Below are 18,195 nucleotides of genomic sequence, written 5' to 3'. Positions count from 1 at the left end.
CAAAACGTTTTATCACCGCTCGATTACGTGCGCTTGGTGTTCGATTACGACTCCTATAAGCACATCTCCGTCGACGTCGAGGACGGCGTCGCCGAGGTGTGCTTTCACCGACCGGAGAAGTACAACGCCTTGAACACGGAGACGATGCTCGACCTGCAACGGGCGTTCTCGGAGTTCCGGCTCGACCGCTCCATCGACGTGATCGTCGTCACCGGCGAGGGGGATGACGCGTTCTCCGCTGGCGCGGACATCCAGCAGTACGCGGGCCCCGCCGAGGAGCACGACCCGATGCAGAAAGACCGCCAGGACCTCTTTTTCGACATCTACGCGGCCGCCAAGAACGTCCACGCGCCGGTGATCGCGAAGATCAACGGCTACTGTGTCGGCGGCGGGCTCATCTTCGCGATGTACTGCGACCTCCGGGTCGCCGTCGACGAGGCGAAGTTCGGCGTCCCCGTCACGGACATCGGCCAGATCCCAACCGGCGGGTCGACGTACCGCGCGGCCCAGCTGGTCGGCGAGGCGAAAGCGAAAGAGCTGGTGTACACGGCGGGCATGATCGACGCCGAAGAGGCCCATCGGATCGGACTCGTCAACGACATCGTCGCCCGCGAGGACCTCGACGAGACCGTCGCGGAACTCGTCGCGGCCATCCAGGACACTGGCCGCGAGGCGGTGAAGGCCTCCAAGCGCGCAATCGACGCCGCCGTCGAGGCGCCGGACCTCGAGACCGCCCGCGAGACCGAAGCCGAGATCTGGTGGGAGCAGTTCGCCACCGACGAGCGCCGCGAGCTGGTCGACGAGTTCAACGAGGGGTCGGAATGACCGAGACCGGCCCCCTCTCGGACCTGACGGTCGTCGAGCTCACCGTCCACCGCGCCGGGCCGTTCGCGGGCGCGATGCTCGCGGACCTGGGCGCCGAGGTGATCAAGATCGAGCGCCCCGGCGTCGGCGACCCTTCGCGCGTGCAGGGCGTCGGCCCGGAGGGGAGGTCGGGGTATTTCATGGCGAACAACCGCGACAAGCGGTCCGTCGAACTGGACCTCAAGTCCGATGCGGGCACCGAGGCCGCCCTGGAGCTGCTGGCGGACGCGGACGTGTTCATCGAGAACTTCGGCTACGGCGTCGCCGAGAAGCTCGGGCTCGGCTACGAGGCGATCGCCGAGCGCAACGAGGACATCGTCTACGCCAGCGTCAAGGGGTACGGCGAGACCGGCCCGCTCCGAGAAAAGAAGGGGCTTGACCTCATCCTCCAGGCAGAGGGCGGGATCATGTCCGTCACCGGGCCCGAGGACGGTGACCCGGTGAAGGTCGGCCAAGCGATCGGCGATCTCACGGCGGGGCTGTTCGCGACGGTCGCGCTGCTGGCCCGCCTCCACGAGCGCGAGCGGATCGACGACGACGACCGCGCGGCCGTCGAGGCGTTCACCGGGAAGCTCGACGTCGGCCTGTTCGACGCCATCGTCAGCGTGATGAACGAGTACGTCACGTTCCACTCGATGGACGGGCGGGTGCCCGGCCCGCAGGGGACGACCCACCAGTCGATGTGCCCGTACGGGCTCTTCGAGGCGGCAGACGGCCACTTCGTCACCGGTGTCCCGAGCGACGAGCGCTGGGACGACTTCGTCGACCTCGTCGGCCGCGAGGAGCTGCGCGAGTACCCGACGAACGAGCAGCGCATGGCGAACAGGGAAGCAGTCCGGGCGGTCCTCGAGGAGGAGTTCCGCGAGGAGCCCGTCGACCACTGGCTGGAGGCGCTCACGGACGCGGGGTTCCCGAACGGACCGCTCAACGACCTCGCAGACGTGGTCGACCACGAGCAGGCCGAGGCGCGAGGGCTCGTTCGCGAGTTCGACGACCCCGACGCCGGCGAGGTGCTCTTGCCCGGCCACCCGGTCAACTTCCCCGACTTCGAGACGACCATCGACCGGCCGGCGCCGCGGCTGGGTGAACACACCGAGGCGGTGTTCCAAGAGGTCGCCAGCGACCAGACCACCCTCGACGAGTGGACCGCTGCCGGCGCCTTTGGCCCGGTCGACGACTGAATCGGAACCGGACCGACCCCCGAGCCGCAGGCCCACCGGCGACCGCCGCGACCCGAGGTATTTTACGTGCGGTGCTGTGACACCACGGGCGATGCACGACGCACCCGAAGCCGGGCGTGAGGGGGCGGCCTGACCATGCGGGTCGACCCGCGCGAGACCGGGGATCTGACCGAGACGCAGCGGCTCGTCCGCCGGAGCATCCGCGACATCTGCGACGGCTACGACGACGAGTACTGGCGCGAGCACGCCGCGACCGGCGAGTACCCCGAGGAGTTCGTCGACGAACTCGCCGACGCCGGCTGGTTCGGTATCCTGATCCCTGAGGAGTACGGCGGCGCCGGGATGTCCACCCGGGAGACGGCGGTGATGATGGAGGAGATCGCCGCCTGCGGCGGCGGGTTCGCCGCCGCGCAGGCCGTCCACGGCGGCATCTACAACTCCGTCCCGCTTGTTGAGTACGCCGATGAGTCGCTCAAGGAGGAGCTGCTCCCGGCGGTCGCCGCCGGCGACACGTCGATCCAGGCGTTCGGACTGACGGAACCCAACGCAGGCTCGGAGTCGACGGCGATCGAGACGCGCGCACGACGGGAAGGCGACGAGTACGTCGTCTCCGGCGAGAAGATCTGGATCTCGCGGGTCGACCAGAGTGACTACATCGTGCTCGTCGCCCGCACGACCCCGCGTTCGGCGGTCAAGCGGCGCACCGAGGGCATCTCGATGTTTCTCGTGGACCTCGAGGACGCCTACGCCCAGGACGCCCTGGAGATCAGTGAGATCGACAAGACCGCCAGCGAGTTCGTCCACTCCTTCGAGCTGTTCTTCGAGGACCTCCGGATACCCGAGGAACACCTGATCGGCGACGAGGGCGAGGGGTTCTACCAAGTGCTCGACGGTCTCAACGAGGAGCGGCTCGTGATCGCCGCCGAGTGCCTCGGTCTGGGGGAACTCGCGCTCCGGACGGCTACGGAGTACGCCGGCGAGCGGGAGGTCTTCGGCGGACCCATCGGCGCGAACCAAGCCGTCCAGCACCCCCTCGCCGAGGCGTACGCCCGCCTGTTGGCGGCTCGGTCGGTCACGTTCGAGGGGGCCGACGCCTCCGCGAACGACGCCCCCCGCGAGCGGCTCGGGTCATACGCCAACGCGGCGAAGTACCTCGCCGCCGACGCCGCGTTCGAGGCGGCCGACGCCGCCGTCCAGACCCACGGCGGCTTCGGCGTCGCCCGCGAGTACGACGTGGAGCGGTACTTCCGGGAGGCCCGCCTCGCGCGGCTCGTCCCCATCACCCAGGAGCTCGCGCTCAACTTCATCGGCGAGAAGTCCCTCGGCCTCCCCCGCTCGTACTGACCGGAAGTACTCCGTTCCGCAAGGCCGTACACGTCGGCACGAGGGAACGGTCGCGACGGTGCCGGCACGGTCCCCAACCGCGACGCGTGCGGCGTGGAGAGCTAGATGAGGACTAGATCGGAACGGCGTGGAGTGTTAGATAAGTCTCGTGCGCACGCACGCACGCAAAGATTTGTTATATGGCCGCGTTCGCGGCGTCTCTCGCGTCGTCGGTGCCCTGCTCGGGGACCGGATCGCGGGACCCGATACCGTCCGAACGGCCGGTCCCCGCCCGCCGTCGGGACGGACACGGACGCCGTCACGCTCGGGGTCGCCAGAAGGAACCCGAACGAATCTGATCGATCGTGTTCGTTCACTCGGAACAGCTTAGTCCACGGAGTCCGAAGCACACGTAACAGGGATGTCCGGACACACGAACGACACGCCCGCTGAAACCGATGGATCGGGCGGAAGCGACCGCGGAGGCGGCATCTCGTCGGTGGGTCGCGCGTTCGACATCGCGGAACTGCTCGCGACCGAGACGACGCTCGGCGTCACAGCGGTGGCCGAGGAGCTGGGGGTCGCCAAGAGCACCGCCCACGACCACCTCTCGACGCTCGCCGAGCGGGGGTACGTCGTCCGCGCGCCGGAGGGGTATCGGCTCGGGATGGAGTTCCTCCGGCTGGGCGAGGCGGCGCGCTCGCGCGACGAGGCGTACGAGATAGCGCGCGAGAAAGTCGAGAAGCTCGCCAACGAGACGAACGAGCGATCGCAGTTCATTGTCGAGGAGGCGGGCCGCGCGATCTACGTCCACCGCGAGGTTGGCCCCGACGCGGTGCACACCGACTCGGCGATCGGCGGCCACGTCCCGCTATACGCGACCGCGGCCGGGAAGGCGCTGCTATCGCACCACGACGACGACCGGGTCCGCGAGCTTGTCGGCGACAACCTCGATCCGATCACCGACAACACCGTGACGGAGGTGGACGCGCTGCTCGCAGAGCTGGAGACAGTGCGCGAGCGAGGCTACGCGACGAACTGCGCCGAGAACACCCCCAGACTGAGGGCGGTTGGCGCGCCCGTCGAGCTCCCCGACGGGAGGCCCCTGGGCGCGATCAGCGTCTCGGGGCCGACCCACCGGATGAAAGGCGAGCGCTTCGAGTCGGAGCTGCCCGACCTGCTGCTGGGCACGGTGAACGAACTGGAGCTGAACATCGCCTACGCGTGAGGGGGCGTGGCGGACCGCGGCCGCCGTCGGTCACCGCCGCAGGAGAACCCCTGCGACGACGGCCGCGGCGCCGACGATCCCCGCGAGCACGGTGAACAGCGCGGTCTGGCTCGCGACGGTGAGAACCCACCCCGCGAGCGCGGCGCCGAGCGCGCCGACCCCGAACATTCCCAGGTAGGTGAAGCCGTAGGAGAGCCCGCGGCGCTCGGAGGCGACGTGGTCCGCGATAGTCGCCTGATAGACGGGCGCGACGAAGTAGACCCCGAACCCGAGCACGACGCACACCGCGATCAGGGGGGCGATCCCGGCGGCCGCCGCGGGGAGGAACGCGAGCGAGACGACGACCAGCCCGGCGAAGGCGCCGACGAGCAGGCGGACGGTGTCGTACTCGTCGGTGAGCCGGCCGCCGAGGTACTGTCCGCCGATGCCGACGACGAGCAGGCCGGCGTACGCGTACCTGCCGGGTTCGACGGTCGCGCCGGCGATCTCGACTGGGGAGAACACCGGCAGGCCGGCGAGCACCTCCGGGAGGAACGTGAGCACGCCACGGTAGTAGAGCCCGTACAGCATCACGACGAGGAAGACGAGGACGAACCCGCCCGTGAACAGCAGGCGCGACTCCGTGAGGAACTCCTCGACCGAGGAGACCCCCGCCCGGGCCGTGCCGCCGTCAGGCTCGGCCGGTCCGCCGTCGACCGCGGCGGTCTCGTCGAAGTCGATCCGCACCGAGAGGGCGACACCGACGACTGCCGGAAGGACGAACGCCAGCGCGACCGTCCGCCAGTCGAACAGCGAGAGGCCGACCGCCGCCAGCAGCGGCCCGAGGACAGTCCCGACGTTGCCGGCGGCCCCGTGGGCGGCGAACGCCTCGCCGCGCTCGCGGGTCCCTCGGGACAGCAGCGCGAGCCCCGCCGGGTGATAGAGGCTCGCAGCCGCCCCCCACACCGCGAGCGCGACGGCGATCACCCACTCGTTCGGCGCCGCCGAGAGCGCGAGGAATCCCCCGCCCATCCCCGCAAGCGAGGCGAGCACGAGCGTCCGCGAGGGGATCCGGTCGGAGAGCACGCCCGCGGGCAGCGCCCCCGCGCCGACGAGGGCGTACCCCACCCCGACGACGGTGCCGAGCACCGCCGCCGAGGCGTCGAAGGCGTCCAGCCACGCGACGAGGAACACCGGTATCGACAGCTCGTAGGTGTGAAACAGCGCGTGGCCCAGCATCGTGAACCCCGTGATCGCGCGGTCGTTCGCGTTCACGGCCGGTCACCTCCCGGCGTCGGCTCACGACTCCGCGTCCGGTCGGCCCGTCCGTCGACCGCCCGCGGCGACGCCCGCGTCATTATCGACCCACACTCGGAGGCGTGGACAAAACGTTTCGGGCGTCGCCGGGGCGCACGACGCCGCGGGTCACTCCACGTCCTCGGGCTGGGTTCCGATCCCCTCGGGCCACCCGGTCGGCCGGGCCGCCGACGGCTCGGCGTGTTCGCGCTTCAGCACCATCGGCGTGCGCTCCAGCGAGAGGACGAGCTCGTCGTCCTGGTTGTACGTCCGCAGCTCCGTGGTGACGATGCCGACGTGCTCGCGCGAGTCGGACTCGCGCTTGTCGAGCACCTCGCTCTCGGCGAAGAGGGTGTCGCCGTGGAAGACGGGCGCGTGATGGCGGACTTCGTCGTACCCGAGGTTCGCCGTCGCGTTCGCGCTCACGTCGATGACGCTCATCCCCACCGACAGCGCGATGACGAACGTGCCGTCGACGAGGCGCTCGCCGAACTCGGTCTCGGCGGCGTACGCCTCGTTGAAGTGCATCGGGTTGAGGTTCATCGTGACGTTGGTAAACCAGACGTTGTCCGTCTCCGTGACCGTCCGCCCGTACGGGTGCTTGTACACGTCGCCGACCTCGAAGTCCTCGTAGTAGCGGCCCTGCCACCCCTCCGCGAGTCGTCGCTCGGACATGGGGCGTGACTGTCATCCCCGGGGGATTAACTCTGTGGTCCGTCGGGCTGGTCGCGTCCGGGTACGGCGAACCGAGCGACGGCGGACCCTGGACCGCGAGCGCCGCAGACCGCTACCGCGGACAGCGATCCGGGCTCCGAGGCGCGTGAATCGAGCCTCGGCGCCGCACAGCAACGGGCCTCGCACGCCGACCGCCGACCGAACAGGTTTATTCGGTCGGTCGAAGGGAGGGGTGTGAGCAGATACGAGGGTATCCTCTTCGACCTCGACGGGACGCTCTGCCGGCAAACCGGGGACGTGACGGCGGCGTACGAGGCTGCCTTCGAATCGGTCGGCATCGACCCGTTCGGCGAGCCGGGCGCGCTCTGGCCGCTGCTGGACGGCCCGCCGGACCCCGACGACCACGTCGGGTACCTCGCGGCGGGGTTCGCCAGGCTGGCGGCCATCCACGACCGGCGGGTCGACCCGGTGGCGCTGGCGACGGCGTTCGTCGCCGCCGCCGACCACGGTGCCGTCGAGTTCACGCCCGGTGCGGAGGCGGCCCTCGACCGCGCTGCGGAGACGGCCCGAACCGGACTCGTGACGAACGGCCCCCGGAGCAGGCAGTCGCCGAAGGTCGAGACGCTCGGACTCGCCGACCGTCTCGAGACGGTCGTGTACGCCGGCGACCTCCCGCGTCGAAAGCCCCACGCCGAGCCGTTCGACCGCACGCTCGCGGCGCTCGACGTCGCGCCGGCGGACACCGTCTACGTCGGGAACTCCCTGAAGTACGACATCGCCGGCGCCTTCACCGCCGGACTGGACTCTGTCTGGCTCAGGCCCGACCCGGACGCCGACGACGAAGGGTACCGTCCGACGTGGACGCTCGATTCACTCGACGCGCTCGACACCGTGCTGGAGGGCTCGGATGAATCGGGTGATTGACCAGACCGGCGGTTCGACGGCCGGGGTCGACTCGGGCGTGATCCGAGCAGTCGGAGCCGACGACACGAGGGTGCCGTGACGGGGATCGACCCGAGGGCGGCCGTCAACCGAGCGTTCCCCGACCGGAACGTCGCATCGGTCTCGCCGGTTCGCCGCGGGAACCGCAAGACCACTACGGTCGTCGAGTTCGCGGCCGACCCGTCGGTCGTCGTGCAGACCGCGAGCGACATCGACGCGCTTCGGTCGGAGGCGGCCGTGACGATGCTGCTCGATGACGCGACATCGATTCCCGTGGCGACGGTAATCGCCGGCGGCGTCGCCGGCGGCGACGCGTACATGATCACCGAACGGGTGCGCGGGGACGACCTCCACGAGCGGTTCGCGGGGCTCGACCCCGGGCGACGGCGCGAGGTCGCGCGTGCCTTCGGCCGGTACCTGGGCGAGGTCCACGCCGCTGCCACCTTCGAGCGCTTCGGCGATGTGGCGCCGAGCGGCGAGGAGTGGGCGGCCGACGAGTGGCCGACGGAGGCGCAGAGTTCGACGCTCGCGGTTCGCGAGCACACGGAGCCGGTCGCGTGGCTCAGGCGCTACGGACGCGCCGCGCTCGACCGGCTCCCGCCGGCGTTCGACGCAGTTGCCGCCCGGATCCGGCGACGGCTCGACGAGGCCACAGCCGACGCGGTGGCGAACGCAGCCGGTCGAGACTCCGAGCCGGTGCTGTTCCCGTGGGACCTCCGCCCAGGGAACGCCCTCGTCGACGAGGACGGCGTCGCCGCCGTCCTGGACTGGGAGTCGCCGATGGCGGCGCCGGCGGCGCTCGCCGTCGCGAAGGCCGAGTACCTCGTCGTCGACTGGTACCTCGACGACCCGAGCGCGGAGCGCGCGGCGTTTCGAGCGGGGTACGAGGCCGTCCGCCGATACCCCGAACTCGACTCGCTGTCTCGCGCACTCGCGATCGCTGACACCGCGGTCGATTCGACCGGCGCGGTGACGAACCCGAGGTATCCCGAACTCGGTCGGGAGGCGGCCGTCAGGTTCCACCGCGACGCGCTGGCACGGACGGTCTGACGGCCTTCGTCGTCTGGCCCGCACCGTGCGCTCGAGCCCGGTGAGCCCGTCGACGGCGACGGCGTGCGGGACCGCGACAGGGGACCGAACCCCGGGTGGTCGCGACCGGGCAACGGCACGATTCTTTTCCGAAATAAAGTATTAAATACTATTACGAAGCATCAGCCGTAATGACAGTAGAGACGGGCGATCTGCCGACCGTACCAGCGCCCGAACCGCCCGGCTCCGCCGACGCCTGGTACGCGCCGGACGTTCGGGCGCAGTACGAGCTGTATCCGGGCGTCGTCGCCACCGTTCGCGAGCGCCGCGGCGCCGCCGGAAGCGAGTTCCGCTACGAGACGCGCGAGCCGAGCCTCGGCGCAGCGGGCGAGCGCGCGGTCGGCGCCGTCGCCAACCGCTTCGACGCCGGACAGCACCGGCGGCCCCTCACCCGCGCGGGCGCCGTCGAGCGCGCCGACGACGGGTTCGAGCCGAAGTACGAGCGCGCGATCGACCGACTCATCGACGCGACGCCCGCGCTGCGCCGACGGGTCGACTACCACACGCTCCGGGAGTTTCGCCTGCTCGGCCGCGTGACGCCGCTCGCGCTCGACGACCGGGTCGAGGTCGCCGACGTGACCGGCGAGGACGGGCGCGTCGTCGTCCACACGAGCGACTTCGCGCCGGCGGTCACTGACGTGCCCGTGAACGCGCTGTACGTCGGCCGGGTCGCAAGCGAGCGCCTGCGGACCTACGAGGTGAGCTTCGAGGGGTTCGCCGTCGAGGTCGCGGTGTACCGCGATCGGCTGCTAGGTGACGACCGCTTCGCGACGAAATACGCCGTCCGCGAGCCGCCGCTGCTCCCCGGCGACGAGGAGCTGATCGCCGAGTGCAAGGAGCGCGTCTGGGAGACGACCGCGACGGAGGTCGTCGAGGACCGCGCGGCGTTCGTGCGCGAGCGCGCCCGTCGCTTCCTCGCACGGCGGCTCACCGCCCGTGACACCCGCGCGTGGGTCGACGCGACCGGCTATCGGGTGCGGTCCGCGCTCGCCGAGTACGACCTGGCGGTGCCGCCGGTCGATTCCCGGTACGCGCCCGACAGACTCGCGGACCTCGTGTACTACGTTCTGCGCGATTACGTCGGTCAGGGCGTGCTCACGATCCCGTTGCGCGACTCCCACCTGGAGGACGTGGAGGCCAACCGCGTCGGCGAGCGCGTGAAGGTCGTTCCTCGATCGGGCCTCGGCGCCGAGGGGCGCGTGCCGACGAACCTCGCGTTCGACTCTGAGGCGGCGTTCGTCAACGTCGTCACGCAGCTCGCGGCGCTCGACGGGACCGAGCTGAACGCCTCGAACCCCAGCGCGAAGGTGAACGTCGACCTCGACGGCGTCCCCGACACGATCCGGTGTGCGGTCGCGCTCCCGGTCATTTCGACTGACGGGCCGCACCTCTCCGTGCGCAAGCAGTCGGCAGATCCGCATACTCCCGTGGACCTCGTGAACTCCGGGACGCTCCCGACGGAATTGGTGACCCTCCTGTGGCAGCTGTACGAGCACCGCGGCGTCGTGCTGTTCTCCGGGGCGACCGGCGCCGGAAAGACGACGCTGATGAACGCGCACACGCCGTTTATCCCCTTCGACGCGCGGCCGGTCTCCATCGACGAGGGGAGCCGAGAGGTGGTGCTCCCGCACGAGACGGGCATCTCGCTGACGACGCGCGATCACGAAAACGAGTTCAAGCGCGTCACGATGGCGGACCTGATGACGGAGACGAACTACCTGAACCCCGATATCGAGGTCATCGCGGAGGTCAACACCCCCGCGTCGTTCGAGACGTTCGGCGAGAGCCTCAACACCGGCCACGGCGTGCTCGGGACGACCCACGCCGACGACGTGGACGCGCTCGTCAACCGCGTGATCGAGCAGGGGCTGCCGCCGTATCTCCTCGGAGAGATCGACCTCGTCGTGTTCCCGCACAACGCCGACGGCGACCGCTACGTCGGCGAGGCCATCGAGATCGGTCCGGCCGGCGCGTTCGACGACTGCACCGGGGCGAACGGCGTAATCGAGAAGGACGGCACCGCGATCGGCTGGAACGGCGTCTTCGACCGCGATCCGAGCGGCGAGTTCGCGTTCGCGTACGACCACCCGGAGTTGGGCGACGCGACGCGGCGGCTCGATCACCGCGTGTTCCACGGCATCGCCGCCCGGACGGATCGAACGGTCGAGGCCGTCGAGGCGGAGTTCCACCGGAAGCACCGGTACGTCCGGTACCTCGTCCGCGAGGGCGTGACCGACATCGAGGAGACGTTCGACTTCCTCGCGGACCTCCGTACCGACGAGGCGGCGACCGTCGAGCGCGTCCGTCGGGAGACCGCCGCTCGCGCCAGCGACGAGCGCGGCGGCACCCGATCGCCGGGGAGCGCCGCCGGCACCGCTCCCGACAGCGGGTCGGAGGTGCATCGGAGTGAGTGATCTGGCCGCGAGCGACGGGACATCCTCCGACGGCGGGGGATCGCCACGGCGAACGCGGGTGGGGCTGGACGGCGCGAGCGACCTCTCGGTGTTCGACCGGGCGCTGTACGCGCTGTTCTCGCGCCACGCGGACGCCCGTCGTCACGTCGTCGACCGGAAGCGGTACCGGGGCGCGGCGATGTCGACGAGCTTCGACGTGTACGTCGCGCGGGCGTACGGCCTCTCGTGGATCGTGTGCGCACTCGTGCTCGTGTGGACCCTCGCCGTCGTGTCCGCGCTGCCGTCGCCACTCGGATCCCAGGTGGGAGCCGCGCTCGTCGCCGTCGGGGGACCGGACATCGGGACGCCCTCGCCGCTGTACGTCGCCGCGGCGGTCGCCGGCTTCGCCGGGACGGTCGCGAAGTACGCCACGGTTCGGCTGGCCGGCGCCCGCCTCCGGTGGCGGACCAAGGCCCGTCGAAGTGGGATCGAACGGACGCTTCCCGGGGCAGCGCGGTTTCTCACGGCGCTGTCGTCGGGCAGCGACGGCCCGCGCGCGATGCTCCGTCGCGTCGCCGACAACGACGCCTACGGCGAGACGGCCGTCTCGATCCGCGCGGCGCTCACGACCGCGGCGCTCACGGGGAGCCTCAACGAAGGGATCGGCCGCGTTGCCCGCGACACGCCCTCGCGGGACGCACTGTCGCCGTTCCTGTTGAAGTTCCGCGAGCACGCCGCGCAGGGCGACGACGCGCTGGCGGGGTATCTCCGGCTAGAGTCGCGGATGCTCGGCCACCGCAGCGAGCAGTCACGCGAGCGCAACGCCGACGTGATGGAGCTCGTCGCGGAGCTGTTCGTCGTCCTCCTCGTGCTTCCCGCGCTGTTCGTCATCGTCCTCACCGTGATGAGCGTGCTCGCGCCGGGGCTTTCGGCTGAGATCGCGACCCCGATCGGAACGACCACCAGACGGGCAATCGCGGTGTACGGCGCCGCCGGGGCCGTGCTCGTCGTCGGCACGAGCGCGGCCGCGTTCGTCTCCGAGCTTCGACCGACCGGCCAGCGGGCCACGTACGCGCTCCCGCGTGACCCGAGTGCGCTCTTGGGGTCGGTTCCGAGCAATCCCGCGAGCGCCGCCGTTGCGCTCGCGCCGGTCGGGGCCGCCGTGTTCGCCGGCCTCGTCGCCAGCGGCGTCGACGCCCTGAACGCGGCGTTACTCGGCTATGCGGCGTACGCCGTCCCCGTCGGCGGCGTCGCACTCCGGTGCGGCCGGCGCGACGACGCCAAAGACCGCGAGATCAGCGACTTCGTCCACGCGGTCGCGGGGCGCGTCTCTCTCGGCGAGCCGCTCTCGGCCGCGGTCGATCACGCCGCGTGCAACGTGGATCTCGGACCGCTGAACCCGGACGTGGCCGACCTCGCGTTCGCGCTCGCGATCGGAAGCGGTCGCGACGAGGACCTCCGGACGGGTGCACTGGAACGCTTCACCGAGCGCGTCGGTACGCCGCTCGCGGCCCAGACGATCGGTCTCGTCTCCGGGGCGCTCGACGCCGGGAGCGACGCCGAGGCGGTGTTCGAGACGTTACAGGCGGAGGTCGGGCGACTCTATCACGAGAAGCGCGCGCTGCGCGCCAACATGTTCGTCTACGTCGCCGTCGGCTGGACGACCGCGCTGCTGGTCGTCGGCATCGTCGTCGCCGTGAACCTCACCGTCCTCGACGGCTTCGCGGACCTCGCGTCGCTGTCGACCGGCGGCGGCGCGCTGGATCCGACCGCCGTCGATCCCGAGCGGGACCGCCGCCGCTTCTACGTCGTCGCGCAGGCGACGGTGCTCGCGTCCGGGCTGTTCGCGGGTGCCGCCGGTCGCGGGGGCTACGCGATGCTGCTGCACTCCGGAACGCTCGTGGCCCTCTGCTATGCCGTGTTCGCGGCCGCGGGGTTGCTTTGACCCCCGAGCGAAGCCCCGGCGGCCGGGCGCAGTCGCACGTCATCGGCGTCGCGCTCCTCCTCGGGATCACGGCCCTGTCGATGGCCGGCCTCACCGCGACCGTCGGCACCGTCGTCGAGTCGAACACCGCGGGCGTCGACGCGGGCCGTGTGTCGGCGGACCTCGACGCCGCGTTCGCTCCGGTCGAGGTGACCGGTCACCACCGGGGCATCGTCTCGTACACGGACGGTCGCCTCCGCACCGTCGAGCGCACCGTCCGGATACTGAACGCGAGCGGGGAGGTTCGCCGCGTGGACGCCGGCGGCGTAGTCTGGTCGAGTCACGGACACCGCGTGGCGTTCGTCGCCGGCGCCGTCGTCCGCGGGCCGCCGGGGAACGCCGTCATGGACGCCGATCCGGCGCTCGCGCTCTCGGCCAGGACGGCCGTCGTCGGCGTCGCCGTCCTCGGCGACGCGCGCTTCTCGTACGCCGGCGGAGGACGGGTCCCCGTCTCGACGCGGGTGAGCCACAGCCGCACCGTCCACGGCGACGGCGAGTGGCGGGTCGCCGTCGAGACCGCGACGGCGCGTCCGTGGCGCGCGTTCTTCGAGCAGCGAGGCGCAGTGACGAGCGTCCGCGACTTCGACGGCGACGGCGTCGACAGCGTCGTCGCCCGGTTTCCCGGGACGCGCGAGTTCCACCTCGTGGTCCACCGGTTGCACGCGGAGGCGGGTCGATGAGCCGGCGAACCCGCAGCGAGCGGCGCATCGGACGGAACCGCCGCCCGCATCGCGACCGGTCCACTCGGCGTGACCGACGCCCGCGACCCGACCGGCGGCCTCAACCTGACCGCGCGGTGACCCCGGTCGTCTCGAAGACGCTGGAGATCGGGCTCGTGCTGCTGTTCGTCGGCGGACTAACGACGGCGCTGTTCGGGGGCATCGTCCCCGACTACCGCGACGCCGCGGGGGATCGCGTGGCCGACCGGACCCTCGCCGGCGTGGCGACGGAGATCGAGGGGGCGGTTCCGCCGCCGGCGACGGCGGCGCGGATCGAACGACGCGTCGACCTCCCGGCGACGATCCGCGGCGCCGGCTACCGCGTCGTCGCCGCCGACGGGAGGGTGACGCTCGATCACCCGAATCCGTCGATCGGAGGAACGCTGCGGCTGGCGGTCCCCGACCGCGTCGCGTCGGTCACCGGAACGTGGCGAAGCGGTGCGAAGACAGCGGTCACCGTGACCGGCGGGAACGGACGGCTCGCAATCAAGTTGGTGAGTCGATGAGCGCCGCGAGCGACTCCCCGCCGGTGGCTACGACCGCGATATCGGTCGATCGCGCCCAAGCGAACCTCACGGCGCTCGTCGCCGCGCTGATCGTCCTCACGGCGACGATCGGCGTCGCGGTGGGCCTCGCCGACGCGGCGCTCGCGGGCACCGACCGGAACCCGGGCGAGCGCCGCGCCGCGGTGGTCGCGACCGAGCGCCTTACAGCCGCGGACTCTCCCGTGACCCGCCGAGAAAACGTGGTGAACGAGAGCGCCCTCGAGATGCTCGACGCCCCGCGGATGGTCGATCTCGTGCCGCCGCTCGCGGGCACCGCGTTCGTCGTCCGGGTCGGCGGCGCCACGGTCGTCGAGCGCGGCGACCCGACCGGCGGCGTCTCATTCCGGCGGATCGTCCTCGTGTCGGCCGCAGCGGAGCGAACGCGAACGGTCGACGCGGCTGACGCGGTAACGCTACCGAGGCGAACCGATCAGGTGCGCGTCGAGTTCGTGGACGCGGATGTCGAGACGGTTCGGGTGAACGGGCGAGTCGTGCTCCACCGTCCGGGCGGGCTCCGCGGCATCGAGACGGTGTCCGTTTCCAGAGCCGAGACACTCACGATCTCCTTCGATGCGAACGCGACCGGCAGCGTCGACGTGACATCCGTCCCCGAACGCACCAGAAAAGCCATCTTAGAGGTGACCGTGGATGCGTGATCGAACCGCCGATACCCGACCGGAGCGCGCGGACCGCGCGCAGCTGTCGCTGCCAGTTGTGGAGGCGGCGGTCGGCGTCGCGTTCCTGCTGGCGGTCGCGGCATCGTTCGGCCTCGCACTGCCGGCACCGAGTATCGGGGAGGCGCAACTGGACGCGTACGCGGACGACGCGGTCACCGTGCTCGCCGAGGAACCGCCGCGACACGGCGGCGACACGCGGCTCGCGGAAGTGAGCCGATCGCCGGCCGCGTTCGACCGCGAGCGCGCCGCGCTGCGCGACCGCGTCCGCCGGATACTCGGCGACAATCTCTTGTACCGCATCGAGACGCCTCACGGCGCGGTCGGCTTCGATCGCCCGACCGGTGTCGCGACCGGTCGCGCGTCGGTCGCGACCGCCGGCGGCAAGGTAGTGCTGTGGGTGTGGTACGTATGAGCTGCGAGGACCGTGATCGCGGGCAATTGATACTGCTCGCGGCCGCCGTCGCCGCCGCCGCACTGGTGCCGATGGCGCTGGCGTACCTCACCCTGAGCGCGCATCCTGACGTCGCCGCGACGGCCGAGCACGACCGGCCGGCCGAAGACGCGCTTCGCGCCCTCGATCGGGCGGCGACGAACGCCTCGACCGCCGTCGGCCGCCATCCGTGGGGTGAGCGCGAGCGGGCCGTCGACGAGTTCGACGCCGCGATCGCGAGTGACGTTCGCGAGATCGAGTCCGCATGGCTCACGGAGACGGTGGCCGTCGACGTGGCGCGAAACGCGACCGTCGCCGAGCGGTGGGCGACCACGAACTGCCCGCGGGGTCCGAACCGCGCGTTCGGCGCCTGCGAGGCGATCGACGGCGTCGTCGTGCAGGAGCGCGCCGGCGAGACCACCCCGCTCGCGGTCGGAGTGGATATTCGAGTGACCGAACCGGACGGGACCGCCGCGTTGACCGTCGTACTACCGATCAAGTGAAGCGGCCGGCGACGCGACGACGTGGACAGCGAGGCGAGCGAACATCATCGGCCGAACCACCAACCTGCCGCGCGGCGAAGGGTCGAGTATGGCACGCGTCAACGCCGACGACGCCGACACCGGTATCGACATCGACAGCGACGACGCCAGCCTGCTTGATGTTCGCGAAGTCGACGACCCCCCGTTCGACCACATCACCACCGCGCTGGCCGAACTCGGCCCCGAAGAGACGCTGGTGATCGTGAACAGCTTCGAGCCGGAGCCGCTGTACGGGGAACTCGAGCGACGGGGGTTCGCGTATCGGACCACGCGGGTGGGCGACGATGAGTGGCGCGTCGCCATCGAATACGGGTGAGAGGCGCGGGACAGACGAACGTGTTCGGGGAGAAGGCTACCCCGCCTGCGACCTCCATGACGGGGTGCATGCCAGCAGAGACACTCGACGTTCGCGACGTCCCGCCCGCGAAGCGCCACCCGACCATCCACGACGCGTTCGCCGACCTCGACGCCGGCGAGTCGCTGGAGCTGATCAACGACCACGACCCGCAACCGCTGTTCTACGAGTTCCAGGCGGAAGTCGACGACTTCGACGCCGGCGGCTACGAGGTCGAACAGCGCGGCCCCGGCGAGTTCGTCGTCGAACTGCCGAAGGAGTAGCGTCGCCGGGGCGCCCGCCGGCCGACTCCGCTCACCCGTTCCTCAGCCGCTCCTGCCACCCGCCCGATCCGTCTGTACCCCCCGCTCGTTCAGCACGTCTCCCGGAACCGAGGTCAACCACAGCGCGGTTCCTGATCCGCGGTGGCGGATGTGCGATCGGGCCTCTTCGCTCCGCCCGCACGCCGATCCGGTCCCATCGCGGTGTTTGGGGTCGCGTGGCACGTGAAACAGTGCGCGTGAGAACGGTGAGCATGGCGGGGAACCGGTCGGCGCCGCCGAAAGATTTACCGAGCGGTAAACCAAACGAGAGACGACGAAGCCGCCGCGGGACGCCTCGCGGCACGGAACACCACAATGTCCGACACAGACACTGACACCGACACAGACACCGACACCGACGCACCACCGACGCAGGGGAAGATGCTGGGGGGCGTGAAGGTCCTCGATCTATGATCGAACACCCCGATCTGGGCGATATTCCGGTGATCGAGCACCCGCTCAAGTTCGCGAACGGCGAGAGCGGGTCCGACCGGGCGCCGCCGCTGTTGGGCGAGCACAACCGCGAGGTGTTCGCGGAGTTGGGCTACTCGGAGGCGGAACTCGACGAGCTGGCGGCCGCGGGGGTCTTCGGCGACGCGGACGACGCCGAGGAGTGATGACGGAGGTCGCGCTCCCCGGCGTCGGCATGACCCGTTTCACCTCGGCCGACGACCGCCCGCTCGTCGACCTGGCGGCGACGGCCTGTTGGCGGTGCCTCGACGACGCCGGCCTCGACCGCGCGGACGTAACCTCGCTACACGCGGGCACCGCGCTGGCAGAGGCGCTCGGCCAGCAGTCGGGGCTCGCGAACGCGCTCGCGGGGGCGCTCAGGATCGAGGGCGTCGCCGCCGACCGCGTCGAGAACACGAGCGCGACCGGGGCGACGGCGGTCCACCGCGGCATCGAGGCGGTCGCGAGCGGCGCCTCCGAGGTCGCGCTCGTCGTCGGCGCCGATCGGATGTCCGCCGCCGACACCTCGGCGGTGACCGACGCCATCAGTCGACTCACACACTCCCGCGAGTACGCGCAGGGACTCACGCTCCCGTCGTTCGCCGGGCTCGCGGCCGGCGCGTACCTCGACAGGTACGACGCCCCGCGGGAGGCGCTGGCGGCCGTCGCCGCGAAGAACCACCGCAACGCCGTCGCCAACGAGGTCGCGCAGTTCCGCCGTGAGGTGAGCGTCGACGAGGCGCTCGACTCGCCGGTCGTCGCCGAGCCGCTCAGGCTGTACGACTGCTGCCCGATGAGCGACGGCGCGGCGGCGATCGTCGTGACGCGCACCGATTCCGTTGCCGACACCGATCACGCAGTCCGAGTGGCGGCCCACGCGAGCGCGACCGGAACCCACCCGGTCGCCGAGCGACCGGACCCGCTGGCTATCGACAGCGTTCGCGTCGCCGGCGAGCGCCTGTTCGACGCCGCTGGCGTCGCCCCCGGCGACGTGCGCTCGCCGAACTCGCTCGCGCTGGCCGACTTCGACGGCGTCGGCCTGATCGCGCAGGTCGACGGCGAGGCGGCCGTCGGCGACCGGGTCGCGTTCGCGGGGGCGTTCAGGCTCCGCAACGGCGACGAGGAGCGACAGCCGCGGCTGCGCGTGGTCGAGCACGGGGAAAACGAGGACGAGAGATGAGCGCGAGCGTGCGGAGTGCGGAGGGTCGCGCCGTCGGGAGC

General features: G+C 71.0%; 18 protein-coding genes and 1 pseudogene. 17 read left to right on the top strand and 2 right to left on the bottom strand.

The features are described from left to right. The first annotated feature begins 36 nt into the window (after window positions 1–36). From BUE16_RS00685 to BUE16_RS00670, 4 genes are all read left to right on the top strand, one after another. Window positions 37–825, top strand: coding sequence for an enoyl-CoA hydratase/isomerase family protein (locus BUE16_RS00685; protein WP_073306496.1), 789 nt, complete (start codon window positions 37–39; stop codon window positions 823–825). Continuing rightward, window positions 822–2,045, top strand: coding sequence for a CaiB/BaiF CoA transferase family protein (locus tag BUE16_RS00680; RefSeq protein ID WP_073306494.1), 1,224 nt, complete (start codon window positions 822–824; stop codon window positions 2,043–2,045). Before BUE16_RS00685 ends, BUE16_RS00680 begins: the two co-directional genes overlap by 4 nt. 135 nt (window positions 2,046–2,180) lie before the next feature. Then, a complete protein-coding gene (locus BUE16_RS00675; protein ID WP_073306492.1) occupies window positions 2,181–3,389 on the top strand; it encodes an acyl-CoA dehydrogenase family protein in 1,209 nt (402 codons plus the stop codon). 400 nt (window positions 3,390–3,789) lie between these two features. Next, on the top strand, window positions 3,790–4,596 hold the full coding sequence (locus BUE16_RS00670; protein WP_079991425.1) for an IclR family transcriptional regulator: 807 nt from the start codon (window positions 3,790–3,792) through the stop codon (window positions 4,594–4,596). 30 nt (window positions 4,597–4,626) lie between these two features. Here BUE16_RS00670 and BUE16_RS00665 read toward each other — a convergent pair whose 3' ends face one another. Then, window positions 4,627–5,850 carry an MFS transporter gene (locus tag BUE16_RS00665; protein WP_143165332.1) on the bottom strand — a complete coding sequence of 408 codons (1,224 nt, stop codon included), beginning with the start codon at window positions 5,848–5,850 and terminating at the stop codon, window positions 4,627–4,629. A gap of 150 nt (window positions 5,851–6,000) precedes the next feature. Then, complete coding sequence (locus BUE16_RS00660) at window positions 6,001–6,546, bottom strand: MaoC family dehydratase (RefSeq protein ID WP_073306490.1); 546 nt, start codon at window positions 6,544–6,546, stop codon at window positions 6,001–6,003. Between the two features lie 234 nt (window positions 6,547–6,780). Here BUE16_RS00660 and BUE16_RS00655 point away from each other — a divergent pair, with 234 nt between their 5' ends. From BUE16_RS00655 to BUE16_RS00595, 13 genes and pseudogenes are all read left to right on the top strand, one after another. Next, window positions 6,781–7,470 carry an HAD family hydrolase gene (locus tag BUE16_RS00655; RefSeq protein WP_073306488.1) on the top strand — a complete coding sequence of 230 codons (690 nt, stop codon included), beginning with the start codon at window positions 6,781–6,783 and terminating at the stop codon, window positions 7,468–7,470. Between the two features lie 75 nt (window positions 7,471–7,545). Next, entirely contained in the window at window positions 7,546–8,538 is a 993-nt protein-coding gene (locus BUE16_RS00650) for a phosphotransferase family protein (RefSeq protein WP_079991424.1), read from the top strand. 170 nt (window positions 8,539–8,708) lie between these two features. Beyond that, window positions 8,709–10,991, top strand: coding sequence for a type II/IV secretion system ATPase subunit (locus BUE16_RS00645; RefSeq protein ID WP_073306486.1), 2,283 nt, complete (start codon window positions 8,709–8,711; stop codon window positions 10,989–10,991). Between the two features lies 1 nt (window position 10,992). After that, window positions 10,993–12,915, top strand: a complete 1,923-nt coding sequence (locus BUE16_RS00640; protein WP_394327414.1) for a type II secretion system F family protein — start codon at window positions 10,993–10,995, stop codon at window positions 12,913–12,915. Then, window positions 12,912–13,634: a DUF7289 family protein gene (locus tag BUE16_RS00635; protein ID WP_073306482.1), complete on the top strand. Its 723-nt coding sequence runs from the start codon at window positions 12,912–12,914 to the stop codon at window positions 13,632–13,634. Before BUE16_RS00640 ends, BUE16_RS00635 begins: the two co-directional genes overlap by 4 nt. Before the next feature lie 116 nt (window positions 13,635–13,750). Next, window positions 13,751–14,179 carry a DUF7266 family protein gene (locus tag BUE16_RS00630; RefSeq protein ID WP_073306480.1) on the top strand — a complete coding sequence of 143 codons (429 nt, stop codon included), beginning with the start codon at window positions 13,751–13,753 and terminating at the stop codon, window positions 14,177–14,179. Further along, complete coding sequence (locus BUE16_RS16525; protein WP_079991423.1) at window positions 14,176–14,874, top strand: DUF7263 family protein; 699 nt, start codon at window positions 14,176–14,178, stop codon at window positions 14,872–14,874. Before BUE16_RS00630 ends, BUE16_RS16525 begins: the two co-directional genes overlap by 4 nt. Beyond that, on the top strand, window positions 14,867–15,307 hold the full coding sequence (locus tag BUE16_RS00620; protein WP_073306478.1) for a DUF7262 family protein: 441 nt from the start codon (window positions 14,867–14,869) through the stop codon (window positions 15,305–15,307). The genes BUE16_RS16525 and BUE16_RS00620 overlap by 8 nt, the downstream gene beginning before the upstream one ends. Further along, a complete protein-coding gene (locus BUE16_RS00615) occupies window positions 15,304–15,828 on the top strand; it encodes a DUF7261 family protein (protein ID WP_073306476.1) in 525 nt (174 codons plus the stop codon). The genes BUE16_RS00620 and BUE16_RS00615 overlap by 4 nt, the downstream gene beginning before the upstream one ends. 88 nt (window positions 15,829–15,916) lie before the next feature. Then, a complete protein-coding gene (locus tag BUE16_RS00610) occupies window positions 15,917–16,183 on the top strand; it encodes a DUF2249 domain-containing protein (RefSeq protein ID WP_079991421.1) in 267 nt (88 codons plus the stop codon). A gap of 68 nt (window positions 16,184–16,251) precedes the next feature. Next, on the top strand, window positions 16,252–16,485 hold the full coding sequence (locus BUE16_RS00605; protein ID WP_073306474.1) for a DUF2249 domain-containing protein: 234 nt from the start codon (window positions 16,252–16,254) through the stop codon (window positions 16,483–16,485). Between the two features lie 452 nt (window positions 16,486–16,937). After that, window positions 16,938–17,141 (top strand): annotated as a pseudogene (locus BUE16_RS00600) (CoA transferase); the annotation flags it as partial. Then, window positions 17,138–18,154 carry a thiolase family protein gene (locus tag BUE16_RS00595; protein WP_079991420.1) on the top strand — a complete coding sequence of 339 codons (1,017 nt, stop codon included), beginning with the start codon at window positions 17,138–17,140 and terminating at the stop codon, window positions 18,152–18,154. The pseudogene BUE16_RS00600 and the gene BUE16_RS00595, both read left to right, overlap by 4 nt. The last annotated feature ends 41 nt before the right edge of the window (window positions 18,155–18,195 follow it).

Source organism: Halobaculum gomorrense (assembly GCF_900129775.1).
Taxonomy (GTDB): Archaea; Halobacteriota; Halobacteria; order Halobacteriales; family Haloferacaceae; genus Halobaculum; species Halobaculum gomorrense.
Note: the sequence above shows the minus strand (reverse complement) of the source record. Positions and strands in the feature narration are given on the sequence as shown.

What these genes read in the sequence shown, in the direction of transcription:
- BUE16_RS00660 (WP_073306490.1), bottom strand. Translation starts at nt 6,546, where the DNA reads ATGTCCGAGCGACGACTCGCGGAGGGGTGGCAGGGCCGCTACTACGAG.
- BUE16_RS00605 (WP_073306474.1), top strand. Translation starts at nt 16,252, where the DNA reads ATGCCAGCAGAGACACTCGACGTTCGCGACGTCCCGCCCGCGAAGCGC.
- BUE16_RS00645 (WP_073306486.1), top strand. Translation starts at nt 8,709, where the DNA reads ATGACAGTAGAGACGGGCGATCTGCCGACCGTACCAGCGCCCGAACCG.
- BUE16_RS16525 (WP_079991423.1), top strand. Translation starts at nt 14,176, where the DNA reads ATGAGCGCCGCGAGCGACTCCCCGCCGGTGGCTACGACCGCGATATCG.
- BUE16_RS00615 (WP_073306476.1), top strand. Translation starts at nt 15,304, where the DNA reads ATGAGCTGCGAGGACCGTGATCGCGGGCAATTGATACTGCTCGCGGCC.
- BUE16_RS00675 (WP_073306492.1), top strand. Translation starts at nt 2,181, where the DNA reads ATGCGGGTCGACCCGCGCGAGACCGGGGATCTGACCGAGACGCAGCGG.
- BUE16_RS00670 (WP_079991425.1), top strand. Translation starts at nt 3,790, where the DNA reads ATGTCCGGACACACGAACGACACGCCCGCTGAAACCGATGGATCGGGC.
- BUE16_RS00680 (WP_073306494.1), top strand. Translation starts at nt 822, where the DNA reads ATGACCGAGACCGGCCCCCTCTCGGACCTGACGGTCGTCGAGCTCACC.
- BUE16_RS00620 (WP_073306478.1), top strand. Translation starts at nt 14,867, where the DNA reads ATGCGTGATCGAACCGCCGATACCCGACCGGAGCGCGCGGACCGCGCG.
- BUE16_RS00610 (WP_079991421.1), top strand. Translation starts at nt 15,917, where the DNA reads ATGGCACGCGTCAACGCCGACGACGCCGACACCGGTATCGACATCGAC.